A 13,347-nucleotide genomic window follows, 5' to 3' on the forward strand; every position below is an offset into this window, starting at 1 on the left:
ATCAAGGGTACACTATAATAATCCAATATAGCATCAGGCTAGCCGTTTTGTAATTTAATTACATTATTTGGCGTTTACAACGGCATTTTAGTCCGCTAGACTGGGCTAAGTGTTGTAAAATTACATCTTCTTTAAAGGCGAGTTATGACAACCACTCCAAACCAGGCTTGTGATTTAGTGTTATTCGGTACCAAGGGCGATCTGGCCCGCCGTAAGTTACTGCCTGCCTTATACCAATTAGAAAAAGCCGGCTTGCTGTGCGAGCAGTCACATATTATCGGTGTAGCGCGGGATGACCTGGACCGTGACGGCTACATTGAGCTGGTTAAAACCAACCTGGTGCGTTTTCTGAAGAAGGAGACGCTGGATGAGGCAGTATGGCAAGCTTTAGCGGCCAAGCTGCATTATGTGCAGCTGGACATGACCAATATTAACGATTATCAAAAGTTAACTGCCGTTACCGACCCCAGCAAACGCATTACGGTCAGCTATTTCGCGACGCCACCTTCATTATTCGGTGATCTGTGCCGGGGCCTGGCGGCTGCTGGTTTAGCCGCTGAACCATCACGGGTGGTGCTGGAAAAACCGATTGGCCATGATCTGGCATCATCAAAAGTGATTAACGATCAGGTTGCTGAATACTTTAAAGAATCGCAAATCTACCGCATTGACCATTACTTGGGTAAAGAGACTGTCCTGAACCTGTTGGCGCTGCGCTTTGCGAATGCCATTTTTGCGTCGAACTGGGATCATAATGCCATTGATCATGTGCAGATCACTGTTGCCGAAGAGGTCGGGGTAGAAGGCCGCTGGAGCTATTATGATGATGCCGGCCAGATGCGCGATATGGTGCAAAACCACTTACTTCAGGTGCTGTCGTTAATTGCTATGGAGCCGCCGGCACGGTTGGACGCTGACAGTATCCGTGATGAGAAGCTAAAAGTGTTAAAGGCACTGCGCAAAATCGATCAGACTAATGTGCAGGAAAAAACGGTGCGTGGTCAGTACAGTGCAGGCTTTGTTGCCGGACAAGCGGTACCGGGCTATCTGGAAGAAGAGGGTGCCCGGCCCAACAGTAAAACCGAAACCTTTGTTGCGATAAAAGTCGATATCGATAACTGGCGCTGGGCCGGGGTGCCGTTTTACCTGCGTACCGGTAAACGGATGCCGAAAAAGCACAGTGAAGTGGTGATTTGCTTTAAGCCCCAACCACACAATATTTTCCGCGAGACTTACCGTGATTTACCGGCTAATAAACTGATTATTCGCTTGCAGCCGGATGAGGGGGTCGAAATTCAGATGATGAATAAGATCCCGGGTTTGGGCGAGCATATGCGCCTGCAGCAAAGTAAGCTGGACCTGAGTTTTGATGAAACTTTCGAATCTCAGCGTATTGCCGATGCCTATGAGCGTTTATTGCTAGAAGCGATGCTGGGCAATCAGTATTTGTTCGTCCGCCGTGATGAGGTTGAACAAGCCTGGAAGTGGGTCGATGGCATAATGCAAGCCTGGAAAGCCAGTAATGAACCGCCAAAAAGTTATCAGGCTGGCAGCTGGGGTCCGGTCGCGGCCATTTCGATGATGGCGCGTGATGAACGCAACTGGGATGAATAATATGCAATTACAGCAGTTTGCTAATACTGATGCCTTAAATGCCGCCTTTGCCAGCCAACTGGTGACGATTCTGGAACAGGCCATTACTGAACGTGGTGCTGCCTACCTGGTGGTATCGGGCGGCCGTACACCGCAGGCGTTGTTTGCCAAACTGGCCAGTACACCACTGGCCTGGGATAAGGTTACCATTTTACTGGCCGATGACCGCTACCTGCCACCGGATGCCGAGCATAGTAATGAACGGCTGGTGCGCAGTACCTTAATGCAAAACTATGCTGCAAGCGCGCGTTTTATCAGTTTATACGCCCCGGCGGCAGATGCATACGCGGCGGTAAGCGAAATTAGTGCACGCCTGGCCGGTTTACCAACCTTTGATGCGGTGATCCTGGGGATGGGTGAAGATGGTCATACTGCATCCTTGTTTCCCTGTTGTGCCGAACTTAAAGCCGGCATGGCGGATGATGCCCCGGCGGTGCTGGCCACCAGCCCAACCACCGCACCTTATCAGCGCATCACCCTGAGTAAAGCGCGCTTACTACAAAGCCGACAGTTGTTTTTACATTTGGTTGGCAGTAGCAAGCTGACGGTGCTGGAGCAAGCGCAGGGAGCAACGGATGAGTTCGCGATGCCAATCCGTGCCTTTTTACATCAAACAGCGGTGCCAATGGCAGTGCTGTACTCGCCAAGTTAGAGGTAAATAATGAACCCAGTTATTCAGCGCGTCACTGACCGCATTATCGCCCGCAGCAGCAAAAGCCGGGCTATTTATCTGGAGCGGCTGGAAGAAGCCCGCCGTAAAGGCCCACACCGTGGCGCCCTGAGTTGTGGTAACCTGGCGCATGGCTTTGCCGCCTGTAATGCCTCCGAAAAAAGCGACCTGCGTAGTCTGACCAAAGCCAATATCGCTATTATCTCGTCCTACAACGATATGCTGTCAGCGCATCAGCCTTACCAATTCTACCCGGAAATCATTAAACAAGCAGTTGCCGAAGTCGGTAGCGTGGCACAGTTTGCCGGCGGTGTTGCCGCCATGTGTGATGGCGTGACCCAGGGCCAGCCGGGGATGGAGCTGAGCTTAATCAGCCGCGACAATATCGCGATGGCGGCAGCTATTGGCTTATCCCACAATATGTTTGATGGCGGCCTAATGCTTGGGATCTGTGACAAGATAGTGCCGGGTTTATTGTTAGCTGCGCTCAGTTTTGGTCATTTGCCTTTTGTGTTTGTACCCGCCGGCCCCATGCCGTCCGGTATTCCGAACAAAGAAAAAGCTCGGGTTCGCCAACTGTTTGCCGAAGGCAAGGTCGGTAAAGAAGAGCTGCTGGAAGCAGAAGCAAAATCCTATCATGCTGCCGGTACCTGTACTTTCTATGGTACGGCCAACTCTAATCAGTTAGTGGTTGAGGTGATGGGTCTGCATTTACCTGGCTCGTCTTTTATCAACCCCTACACGCCGCTGCGTGATGAGCTCACCCGCGCCGCCGCGCGTCAGGTGACCCGTCTGACCGATCTGGGTACTGACTATCTGCCAATTGGTAAATTGGTCGATGCCAAGGTCGTGGTCAATGGCATAGTGGGTTTATTAGCAACCGGTGGTTCAACCAACCATACCATGCATTTAATTGCTGTGGCCCGTGCGGCTGGCTTTATTGTTAATTGGGATGATTTTGCAGAGTTATCACAAGCTACACCGCTACTGGCAAAAATTTACCCGAACGGTCAGGCCGATATTAATCACTTTCAACATGCCGGTGGCGTGCCTTTCCTGATCCGGACTTTATTAGACGCAGGCCTGTTACATGAAGATGTACAGACCGTAGCCGGTTTTGGTTTACGCCGTTATACCCAGCAGCCGCTGCTGGAAAATGGTGAGTTGCGCTGGGTGGATGCACCGCTGCAGTCACAGGATCCGGACGTCTTAACTACGGTAGACAAGCCCTTTAAAGCTACCGGTGGTTTACAGGTGTTATCTGGTAACATCGGCCGCGCGGTATTGAAAACCTCTGCACTACGGCCGGGCACCGAAGTGGTTAAAGCGCCAGCTGTGGTCTTTCATAGCCAGCATGAATTAGAAGCCGCGTTTAAAGCCGGTGAGCTGAATAAGGATTGCGTGGTGGTGGTGCGATTCCAGGGCCCCAAAGCCTGCGGTATGCCCGAACTGCATAAGTTAACGCCACCACTTGGTGTGTTACAGGATAAAGGGTTTAAAGTGGCTCTGGTTACGGATGGCCGGATGTCGGGGGCCTCAGGTAAGGTCCCGGCCGCTATCCATGTCACACCCGAGGCATTGGATGGTGGCAATATTGCCCGGATTCAAACCGGTGATTTGCTGCTGGTCGATGGCGAAACCGGCAAACTGGAAGTGTTGGTTGATGCTGCTGAATTTGCGGCCCGTACCCCGGCCACAGCGGATCTGAGCCATAACCTATACGGTATGGGGCGCGAGATGTTTGGTGCCATGCGTCTGCAGTTAACCGGAGCTGAGCAGGGCGCTTGCAGCTTATTTGTCACGGAGGAGCATCTGCATGGCTGAGCGCCAATTTGCGATCGTCGCTGATATTGGCGGCACTAATGCCCGCTTTAGCCGGGTGGCACTGGATACGCTGGCGCTGGATCAAGTGGCGGTTTATCCGTGCGCTGATTTCCCAACCCTGGCAGCGGCGTTACAACATTATCAGCAGCAACTGGGCTTAACAGCGGTTAAAGATGTCGCCATTGCTATTGCCTGTCCGGTGAACGGCGATAACGTGAAAATGACCAATTTCCATTGGCAATTTTCGATCAAAGCCATGCAAGCTGAGCTGCAGTTAAACACCTTATTGGTGATGAACGACTTCACTGCAGTAGCGATGTGTTTACCGGCGCTGGCAGAAGATCAGAAAATCCAGATTGGCGGCGGTCAGGCACAGGCCAACAAACCCATGGCAGTGTTAGGTGCCGGCACCGGTTTAGGCGTCGCGCATTTACTCCCGGTCGACGGTAAGTTTTTACCTTTGCCAGGTGAGGGCGGTCATGTGGACTGGGCAGCGCAAACTGAGCAGGAATGGTTTATTCAGCGCCAACTTGCGGCACAGTATGGGCATGTATCGCCAGAGCGACTGCTATCAGGTCCCGGACTTGAAGCCATTTATCAGGCACTGGCGGTTTTTCAGAAACTCGAGGTAGCACCTCTTACTGCCGGTGAGATTGGTCAGCAGGCATTATCTGGCCAATCGCAACTTGCGAAAGATGCAGTAGCGCAGTTTTACGCCAGTTTAGGCGCGGTAGCCGGCGATTTGGCGCTGACACTCAGCACCTTCGGTGGAGTTTATGTCGCGGGTGGCATAGTACCCAAGTTACTGCCGTTGCTCGGTAGCAGTGAGTTTCGCGCCCGCTTTGAAGCTAAAGGTCGCTTTGCCGCCTTTAATCAGCAGATCCCAACCTTTATCGTCACCGCTGAGCAGCCAGGCTTACTGGGCGCAGCCGTCTATTTAAAACAAACATTGGCAGGTTAAGTTATGGCATTTACGAATTGGCAGTTACAACCGTCAGTGTTGTTTGCAATGGGCCCGGTGGTACCGGTTATTGTGATTAAAGATTTAGCCGACGCCGTACCAATGGCGAAAGCTTTACTAGCGGGTGGCATCAAAGTATTAGAAGTGACATTGCGCACGCCAGTAGCGCTGGAAGCCATTAAGCTTTTAGCCGAGCAGGTACCAGATGCAGTAGTTGGCGCTGGTACCGTGACTAATCCGGAACAACTGGCACAAGTCGCAGCTGCCGGCGCCAAGTTTGCGATCAGTCCGGGCTTAACCCGCGAATTACTGCAAGCCGGCAAAGAGGCCAGTATTCCGCTGATCCCCGGTATCGCCAGTATCTCTGAGCTGATGGAAGGCACAGGTTTGGGTTATACCCATTTTAAATTCTTCCCGGCGGAAGCCGCCGGTGGCGTAAAAACGTTAAAATCGATTCACGGTCCTTTCGCTGACATCCGGTTTTGCCCAACGGGTGGCATTAACGAGCAGAACTTCCGTGAGTATCTGGCACTGCCAAATGTCAGTTGTGTTGGCGGCTCCTGGATCGTACCTGACAGCGCGGTAGCCGCTAAAGACTGGGCAAAGGTCACTGAGCTGACCGCCAAGGCCGTCGCTGAAGCGCTGTAACTTAATACAGTTTAACCAGCAACGGGCCTATTCTGGCCCGTTGCGTTTTGTTAACGCACTAACTTTGAGTTTTTCCGCATAACAGCGTATGATACGCCCCTTTTTTCCGGCAGCAACAATAGGTTCCCGCAGTGATTTCTACCAATAATGTAACCATGCAGTTTGGCGCTAAGCCGCTGTTTGAAAATATCTCCATTAAGTTTGGTGACGGTAACCGTTATGGCTTAATTGGCGCCAATGGCTGCGGTAAGTCAACCTTTATGAAAATTCTGAGCGGTGAGCTGGAGCCTACTGCTGGTAATGTCTTTGTTGAGCCGAATTACCGTGTTGCCAAACTGCATCAGGATCAGTTCGCCTTTGAACAGTACTCAGTGATTGATACCGTGATTATGGGACACGCTGAACTGTGGGCGGTGAAAGCCGAGCGGGATCGGATCTATGCGGATCCGGAGATGTCAGAAGAAGACGGCATGCGCGTTGCAGACTTAGAAGTTGCCTTCGGTGAGATGGATGGCTATTCCGCCGAATCACGTGCCGGCGAGCTGTTACTGGGTGTCGGTATTCCGATCGAACTGCATTACGGCCCGATGTCAGCTGTCGCACCGGGTTTTAAGCTGCGGGTACTATTGGCCCAGGTGCTGTTTGCTGATCCGGATATTATGTTGCTGGACGAACCGACCAACAACCTGGACATCAATACCATTCGCTGGCTGGAAAACGTATTGGCCGAGCGTAACTCGACCATGGTGATTATTTCGCACGACCGGCACTTTCTAAACAGTGTTTGTACTCATATGGCTGATCTGGACTTTGGTGAGTTGCGGGTTTACCCGGGTAACTACGATGAGTATATGACAGCGGCGACACAGGCGCGGGAGCGTTTATTGGCCGATAATGCCAAGAAAAAAGCGCAGATCGCTGAGTTGCAGACTTTCGTTAGCCGTTTCTCAGCCAATGCCTCTAAGGCCCGTCAGGCCACCAGCCGCGCTAAACAGATTGATAAGATTAAGCTAGAGGAAGTAAAAGCGTCCAGCCGGGTTAACCCCTTTATCCGCTTTGAGCAGCAAAAAGGCCTGTATCGTCTGGCATTAGAAGTCGAAGGGCTAACCAAAGGCTTTACTGAACACAAGCTGTTTAAAAACCTGAAACTGACGGTGGAGGTGGGTGAAAAAGTGGCGATCCTCGGTACCAACGGTATTGGTAAATCGACGCTGTTAAAATGCCTGGTTGGCGATCTAACACCAGAAAGCGGCACCGTAAAATGGTCAGAAAACGTGAATATTGGCTACTATGCGCAGGATCATGCGCATGATTTTGCTGAAGATATGACCTTATTTGACTGGATGAGCCAGTGGAAACAGCCATCTGATGATGAGCAGGCAATCCGTGGCATTTTAGGCCGCTTATTATTCTCTCAGGATGAGATTAAAAAATCCGTGAAGGTGTTATCGGGTGGTGAGCAGGGCCGGATGTTATTCGGTAAGCTGATGTTACAGCGGCCAAATATTCTGATTATGGATGAACCGACCAACCACCTGGATATGGAATCGATTGAATCCCTGAACCTGGCACTGGAAAATTACAAGGGCACTTTACTATTTGTCAGCCATGACCGCGAATTTGTGTCTTCGCTGGCCAGCCGGATTATTGAAATCACTGATCAGGAAGTGCGTGATTTCGTCGGTAGCTATGACGAATACCTGGCAAGGCAACTGGCCTTACAAGCCTAATATCAATTAGCTGACTTCCCGTTACCAGACAACCCCTAAGCCAGACTTAGGGGTTGTTTTTTTTATTTTCAGGCCCCAGATCAATAAACGTAAATAAAACTTAATTCAGAAATTCAGGTAGCTATGCTATTTTTTAGCTATTGCTTTTTATACCTGAACAAATAACGGGAGTGTCGAATGAAGATTAATATCGGTATTGATGAAGAGCAACGTAAAGCCATTGCCCACGGTTTGTCTGTATTGTTGGCGGATACCTATACGTTGTACCTGAAAACCCATAATTACCACTGGAACGTGACCGGCCCGATGTTTCAGACGCTGCACACCCTATTCGAAACCCAGTACAATGAGCTGGCGTTGGCCGTTGATGAAATCGCCGAGCGTATCCGTGCGCTGGGCGAATTTGCACCAGGCTCTTATAAAGAGTACGCCAAGCTGACCAATCTGAAAGAAGCGGATGGTATTCCAGCCGCAGAAGAGATGATTAAAGATCTGGTAAAAGGTCAGGAAGCCATTGCCAAAACGGCTCGCTCTATAGTGCCGGTCGCCGATGGTGCCTCAGATGAGGTAACCCTGGATCTGTTAACTCAGCGCATGACAGTGCACGAGAAAAATGCCTGGATGCTGCGTAGTCTAATCGCTTAAGCACAATATTAACGTTATCCTATCCAGATAAAACAGGGAGCCTTGACTCCCTGTTTTCTTTTTAAGCAACTCTGTACCACTTTGGTCTAATTCTGCATTTTATCGTGGTATTTTTGCCATTCATCTGACATTCTTAGCGCCCGGATGTGTTACCATCCGGCCGCCCAGCCTACGGGCAACTTACCCTCAACTAAATTTGTGCAAAAAAGTAACAGGTTTAATCATGCGAACGTTAAGTGTTTTGTCCTGCTGTGCCGCGCTGTTGCTGGCCAGCCCCGCCGCCTTGGCAGCGGCAGCTGGTGAGCTATCCCTGACGTCTTCAACTATCGGTTTTATTTGTATCGCCATTTTTGTGCTGGCTTATGCGCTGGTGATGGGCGAAGAAAAATTGCATATGCGCAAATCAAAACCGGTGCTGGTTGCAGCAGGTCTGATTTGGATCCTGATTGGTTGGGTCTATGTGCAAAATGGCATGCCAAACGTGGCCGAAGATGCTTTCAGACATAACTTGCTCGAGTTCGCCGAGTTAATGTTATTCCTGCTGGTCGCGATGACCTATATCAATGCCATGGAAGAGCGCCGGCTATTTGATGCGCTGCGAGCCTGGATGATTCGCAAGGGCTTTAGCTATCAGAACCTGTTCTGGATCACCGGCTTTTTATCCTTCTTTATCTCGCCAGTAGCCGATAACCTGACCACCGCTTTGTTGATGTGCGCAGTGGTAATGAAGGTAGCCGAAGGAGACAAACGCTTTATTAACCTCTGCTGTATTAATATCGTGGTCGCAGCCAATGCCGGTGGTGCCTTTAGCCCCTTTGGCGATATTACGACGCTAATGGTCTGGCAGGCGGGGATGGTGAAATTTCAGGAGTTTTTCGTGCTCTTTATCCCGTCAATGGTCAATTTCCTGATCCCGGCGGCGATTATGAGTTTCTTTATTGAAAAACGTAAGCCTAATGCCATTGAAGAAGATGTGGAGTTAAAACGTGGCGCAATCCGTATTGTCTGCCTGTTTTTATTTACTATTGCCACAGCTGTTGCCTGTCATACCTTCCTGCATCTGCCACCGGTACTGGGTATGATGATGGGCCTGGGCTATTTGCAGTTCTTTGGTTATTTCCTGCGTATGACGTTACCGGGTTCGCTGGCCCGTAAACGCGCTATGGCAGAGCGGGCGGGGGATATGGAACGTTTACGGCGCTTAGGTGGTGTGGTGCCCTTTGATGTATTCAGTAAGGTGCAACGCGCTGAATGGGATACCTTACTGTTTTTCTATGGTGTAGTGATGTGTGTTGGCGGCCTGGGCTTTCTGGGCTATCTGGCCGTGATGTCCGACCTGCTATATAGCCAATGGGGCCCAACTAATGCCAACGTTGCCTTAGGGGTGATCTCCGCCGTAATTGATAATATTCCGGTGATGTTTGCGGTGTTGACGATGCAGCCAGATATGTCACATGGCCAGTGGCTGCTGATTACACTTACCGCAGGCGTTGGCGGAAGCCTGCTGTCGGTTGGCTCTGCTGCCGGGGTGGCATTAATGGGCCAGGCCAGAGGCATGTACACCTTTGCTGGCCATTTGAAATGGGCTCCGGTAATTGCGCTGGGTTACATCGCCTCGATTTTCGCACATCTGTGGCTAAACGCCAGCTTGTTTGACGTATACGGCTGACGCTATTCAGTCGCTGGCTTGATCCGAAAAACGCAGTCTCTGGTGGCTGCGTTTTTTATAACGGGGTCTATCCAGTGCGGCTGGCGAAAAAACTACTAAGATTTTTCCGGAAAACCTTGTAAAATCCATCACAACAGCGACACTTAGTAAAAAGGTGTTCGTAGCAGCGTGGTCATTTTACATCAGGCGCTGTTTTACTCAGTCGGTAGGTTGTGACAACCGGAGAAGCTAAGATGAATGCGTTACAATATGCGCAGAATGTAGTAGAGCTATTTTCTTTACCTGACAGTTATTTCCGGGTGCGGGAGTTGATGGAATCCGATACGGCGAGTTTGGATGATATCGCTGAAGTTATCTTATTAGACCCGGTGTTGACATCAAAGTTATTAAAGCTGGCTAATTCAGCAATTTATCGTTTACCCTATCAGGTAGATTCTGTCAGTAAGGCTCTGCTAGTTCTTGGAAAAACTCAGGTTTATAATTTGATCCTGAGTATTGGTATCAGCTCCGCCTGTAGCCAAATAAATTGCACCGCTATCGATTTAGAGCGCTTTTGGGAGCAAAGTGTCAATGCTGCCTTAATTGCAAAATACCTTGCTACCCATATCAGCCTTAAATCCGCCGATCGCACCTATGTATCTGGCTTATTACATAACATTGGCGAGTTGGTAGTGGCTCAGCAAAATGCTGAGATAGCAACTGAGTGTCAGCAATACAGTTCTGAGATAAAGCCCTGGCAGTTGCAACAACGCAAATTAGGTTTTACTTACGCAAGTTGTGGTGCAGAGTTGTTGCATCTTTGGCAGCTGCCTGATGCGATTGCAGATCCCGTTGCATTGCAGCACAACAGTCAATACGAGGCAAGAAGTCCGGAGGATCTCATTGTTTATTTAGCAGTGAGATTGGCACTGGCCAATCAGCATCCAGAATTGTATAGCATCAAAACGCTGGTTGATCCTTTCTTATTAGAAACACTGCAGTTAACTCAAGCAGATTTACTTAAAGCCATCGACTTCTGCAATACTGAAGGGTTATTTGTATTATCCGTTCTTAACCCCCGGATAAGTACTATCTATTAATGTCGTCTTTATAGCCGGTTGTGCCGGCTTTCTTTTGGTTATTCGGATCACATCATGTCTACAAGCAATTTGTCGAAAAGACCTCTGTATACTGGCTATGCAGGTTCGGCCTTACTTGAAACGCCACTATTGAACAAAGGAAGTGCTTTCTCAGCACAGGAGCGTGCCGCCTTTAACCTGACAGGTTTACTACCGCCCCGTTATGAAACCATCGAAGAGCAGGTGAGCCGCTGTTATCAACAATATCGGAGCTTTGAAGATCCGATTAATAAGCATATTTATTTGCGCGCTATTCAGGATAATAACGAAACGCTGTTTTATCGGTTGGTGCAGCAACATTTGGAAGAAATGTTGCCCATTATCTATACGCCGACGGTCGGTGACGCCTGTGAACAGTTCTCCGATATTTATCGCAGTGCCCGTGGGCTCTTTATTAGCTATGAAGACCGCTATAATCTGGATGACGTGCTGCGTAATGCAACGAAAAGCAAAGTCAAAGTCATAGTGGTAACAGATGGTGAACGGGTGCTGGGCCTGGGTGACCAGGGCATAGGCGGTATGGGTATTTCTATTGGCAAACTGTCGCTCTATACCGCTTGTGGCGGTATCAGCCCGGCCTATACCTTACCCGTGATGTTAGACGTTGGTACTAACAACGAAAAATTACTTAAAGATCCTATGTATATGGGCCTACGGCAACCGCGGGTTGGGCAGGAGGAATATAATGAGTTTATTGACCTCTTTATTCAGGCGGTAAAACGGCGTTGGCCGGAAGCCATTATTCAGTTCGAAGATTTTGCCCAGCCCAATGCGATGCCGATTCTGCAGCGCTATCGTGACAGCGTGCGCTGTTTTAATGATGATATTCAGGGTACTGCTGCAGTAACGGTAGGGACCTTGCTTGCGGCTTGCCGTAGCAAAGGTGTGCCATTACATCAGCAAAAAGTGGTATTCGTCGGCGCTGGCTCTGCAGGCTGCGGTATCGCCGAGGCGATTATTAGCCAGATGGTGGCAGAAGGTTTAGCTGAAGCTCAGGCGCGTAGTCAGGTGTATATGGTTGACCGCTTCGGACTGCTTACCGATACCATGCCGGATTTACGTGACTTCCAGCAAGCTCTAGTGCAAAGCAGTGCGCAAATTGCCAGCTGGAGCTTTAGCGGTGACTATCCAAGCCTGTTAGACGTAATGCATTGTGCTCAGCCTACCGTGTTAATAGGGGTATCTGGTCAGGCTGGATTATTTACTGAGCAGATTATCCGCGCGATGAAAAAGGGCTGTGCCTTGCCGATTATTTTTCCATTAAGTAATCCGTCACGGCAGGTAGAGGCAACACCAGAGCAGGTGATTGAGTGGACAGAGGGAGACGTGATTGTTGCGACCGGTAGCCCCTTTAAGCCCGTTCATTATCAGGGGCGTGAATTTCTGATCACCCAGTGTAACAACAGCTATATTTTCCCGGGTATCGGTTTGGGGGTAATAGCCGCAAACGCCAGACTGATTTCAGACGAGATGTTGCGTGCTGCCAGTGAAACCCTGGCAGCGAATTCGCCTCTGGCTAACACCGGAACAGGGGGCTTGTTACCGCCTTTTACTGAGCTCGCTGCGTTAAGTAAAAGGATTGCCTTTGCTGTCGCTAAGGTCGCGATGCAGCAGGGCCTGGCGCTGGAGCTGGACGACAATGCGCTGCAACAAAAAATTGAAGATAATTTCTGGCGACCGGAGTACCGTAATTACCGCCGCGTCAGCAGTTAATAGTAATTTTACTCCCAGGGCTTAGCCCTGGGTGCTTGTTTGGATTGCTTTGAGTAAATTGGCCAACGTGGCTTGTTGTTGTTTCATTTCAGCCAATACATTTACCGCTGTCAGCATAAGTAATTGGTCACGACTGGCCAGCGGTTGCTGTGTAGCCTGTAAGGTTATCCGCTGTTCTAATTCGCTGGCAACCTGCTGCAATACTAACTCTAAATCCGACTCAGCCTTAAAACGGTAGTGTCGCCCGGCGATGGTAATACTATAAGGTCGAACACTCATTGAGGTTGTTGAGTAAGCTCAGTTAACAATTGCGTCATTTGCTGAGCGAGCTTTGCCTGACTGTCGTCTTTCTCCATCATCTCCAGTTGTAACAGCTCGTGCTGTTCTTGTAAGTTATTTAACTGTTGTTGTAATTTGATATTCTTACTGATAAGTTCTTTTACTGCATCTTGCAGCTGGTCAAATAATGTGACAGTGCTCATATCGATTTCCGGCCCTTGAAGAAAAGGCGCTACACTAATAAAAGCCGCAACGGAATACCAGTTTTAACGGAACATCCACTACTGATCGCCGGATTTATACTCAAATCATCTAACTTTCAATGTTAAATCCGACTCCAAGGGGCAATGCAGCCAAATTGCAGACCAGCCATAGTTTTGATCTGGAACAGCATTTTACTTGAGAATTGGCTTTATATTAGCGCAGAATAAATTAAA

The 13,347-nt window shown here is 49.6% G+C and carries 12 protein-coding genes; 10 read left to right on the plus strand and 2 right to left on the minus strand.

Translation table 11 applies throughout. The features are described 5' to 3' along the window. Positions 1-144: 144 nt before the first annotated feature. The 10 genes from zwf to A9165_RS02030 all read left to right on the plus strand — a co-directional run bounded on the left by zwf (position 145) and on the right by A9165_RS02030 (position 12,631). On the plus strand, positions 145-1,614 hold the full coding sequence (gene zwf, locus A9165_RS01985) for a glucose-6-phosphate dehydrogenase (RefSeq protein ID WP_008949203.1): 1,470 nt from the start codon (positions 145-147) through the stop codon (positions 1,612-1,614). Continuing rightward, complete coding sequence (gene pgl, locus A9165_RS01990; RefSeq protein WP_008949204.1) at positions 1,607-2,305, plus strand: 6-phosphogluconolactonase; 699 nt, start codon at positions 1,607-1,609, stop codon at positions 2,303-2,305. Before zwf ends, pgl begins: the two co-directional genes overlap by 8 nt. Positions 2,306-2,314: 9 nt before the next feature. Beyond that, positions 2,315-4,147 (plus strand): phosphogluconate dehydratase, encoded by a 1,833-nt coding sequence (gene edd, locus A9165_RS01995; protein WP_065954744.1) that lies wholly within the window; start codon positions 2,315-2,317, stop codon positions 4,145-4,147. Then, complete coding sequence (locus A9165_RS02000; RefSeq protein ID WP_065954745.1) at positions 4,140-5,108, plus strand: glucokinase; 969 nt, start codon at positions 4,140-4,142, stop codon at positions 5,106-5,108. The genes edd and A9165_RS02000 overlap by 8 nt, the downstream gene beginning before the upstream one ends. A 3-nt stretch (positions 5,109-5,111) precedes the next feature. Then, a complete protein-coding gene (locus A9165_RS02005; RefSeq protein WP_065954746.1) occupies positions 5,112-5,756 on the plus strand; it encodes a bifunctional 4-hydroxy-2-oxoglutarate aldolase/2-dehydro-3-deoxy-phosphogluconate aldolase in 645 nt (214 codons plus the stop codon). A 131-nt stretch (positions 5,757-5,887) separates the two neighbouring features. Further along, a complete protein-coding gene (locus tag A9165_RS02010) occupies positions 5,888-7,486 on the plus strand; it encodes an ABC-F family ATPase (RefSeq protein WP_008949208.1) in 1,599 nt (532 codons plus the stop codon). A gap of 177 nt (positions 7,487-7,663) precedes the next feature. Beyond that, complete coding sequence (locus A9165_RS02015) at positions 7,664-8,131, plus strand: Dps family protein (protein WP_008608545.1); 468 nt, start codon at positions 7,664-7,666, stop codon at positions 8,129-8,131. 223 nt (positions 8,132-8,354) lie between these two features. Beyond that, complete coding sequence (gene nhaD / locus A9165_RS02020) at positions 8,355-9,800, plus strand: sodium:proton antiporter NhaD (RefSeq protein WP_008949209.1); 1,446 nt, start codon at positions 8,355-8,357, stop codon at positions 9,798-9,800. A 233-nt stretch (positions 9,801-10,033) separates the two neighbouring features. Next, positions 10,034-10,879, plus strand: coding sequence for an HDOD domain-containing protein (locus A9165_RS02025; RefSeq protein WP_008608542.1), 846 nt, complete (start codon positions 10,034-10,036; stop codon positions 10,877-10,879). Positions 10,880-10,933: 54 nt separating this feature from the next. Further along, positions 10,934-12,631, plus strand: coding sequence for an NAD-dependent malic enzyme (locus A9165_RS02030; protein ID WP_008949210.1), 1,698 nt, complete (start codon positions 10,934-10,936; stop codon positions 12,629-12,631). Positions 12,632-12,652: 21 nt separating this feature from the next. Here A9165_RS02030 and A9165_RS02035 read toward each other — a convergent pair whose 3' ends face one another. Continuing rightward, entirely contained in the window at positions 12,653-12,910 is a 258-nt protein-coding gene (locus A9165_RS02035; RefSeq protein ID WP_008949211.1) for a cell division protein ZapA, read from the minus strand. Then, on the minus strand, positions 12,907-13,113 hold the full coding sequence (locus tag A9165_RS02040; RefSeq protein ID WP_008608539.1) for a hypothetical protein: 207 nt from the start codon (positions 13,111-13,113) through the stop codon (positions 12,907-12,909). The genes A9165_RS02035 and A9165_RS02040 overlap by 4 nt, the downstream gene beginning before the upstream one ends. Positions 13,114-13,347: the final 234 nt, after the last annotated feature.

The sequence above is a fragment of the Alishewanella sp. HH-ZS genome (assembly GCF_001704375.1).
Lineage (GTDB): Bacteria > Pseudomonadota > Gammaproteobacteria > Enterobacterales > Alteromonadaceae > Alishewanella > Alishewanella aestuarii.

Excerpts from the sequence above, each read along its gene's own strand:
- zwf (WP_008949203.1), top strand. The coding sequence starts at position 145 with ATGACAACCACTCCAAACCAGGCTTGTGATTTAGTGTTATTCGGTACC.
- pgl (WP_008949204.1), top strand. The coding sequence starts at position 1,607 with ATGAATAATATGCAATTACAGCAGTTTGCTAATACTGATGCCTTAAAT.
- edd (WP_065954744.1), top strand. The coding sequence starts at position 2,315 with ATGAACCCAGTTATTCAGCGCGTCACTGACCGCATTATCGCCCGCAGC.
- A9165_RS02000 (WP_065954745.1), top strand. The coding sequence starts at position 4,140 with ATGGCTGAGCGCCAATTTGCGATCGTCGCTGATATTGGCGGCACTAAT.
- A9165_RS02005 (WP_065954746.1), top strand. The coding sequence starts at position 5,112 with ATGGCATTTACGAATTGGCAGTTACAACCGTCAGTGTTGTTTGCAATG.
- A9165_RS02015 (WP_008608545.1), top strand. The coding sequence starts at position 7,664 with ATGAAGATTAATATCGGTATTGATGAAGAGCAACGTAAAGCCATTGCC.
- nhaD (WP_008949209.1), top strand. The coding sequence starts at position 8,355 with ATGCGAACGTTAAGTGTTTTGTCCTGCTGTGCCGCGCTGTTGCTGGCC.
- A9165_RS02025 (WP_008608542.1), top strand. The coding sequence starts at position 10,034 with ATGAATGCGTTACAATATGCGCAGAATGTAGTAGAGCTATTTTCTTTA.
- A9165_RS02030 (WP_008949210.1), top strand. The coding sequence starts at position 10,934 with ATGTCTACAAGCAATTTGTCGAAAAGACCTCTGTATACTGGCTATGCA.
- A9165_RS02035 (WP_008949211.1), bottom strand. The coding sequence starts at position 12,910 with ATGAGTGTTCGACCTTATAGTATTACCATCGCCGGGCGACACTACCGT.
- A9165_RS02040 (WP_008608539.1), bottom strand. The coding sequence starts at position 13,113 with ATGAGCACTGTCACATTATTTGACCAGCTGCAAGATGCAGTAAAAGAA.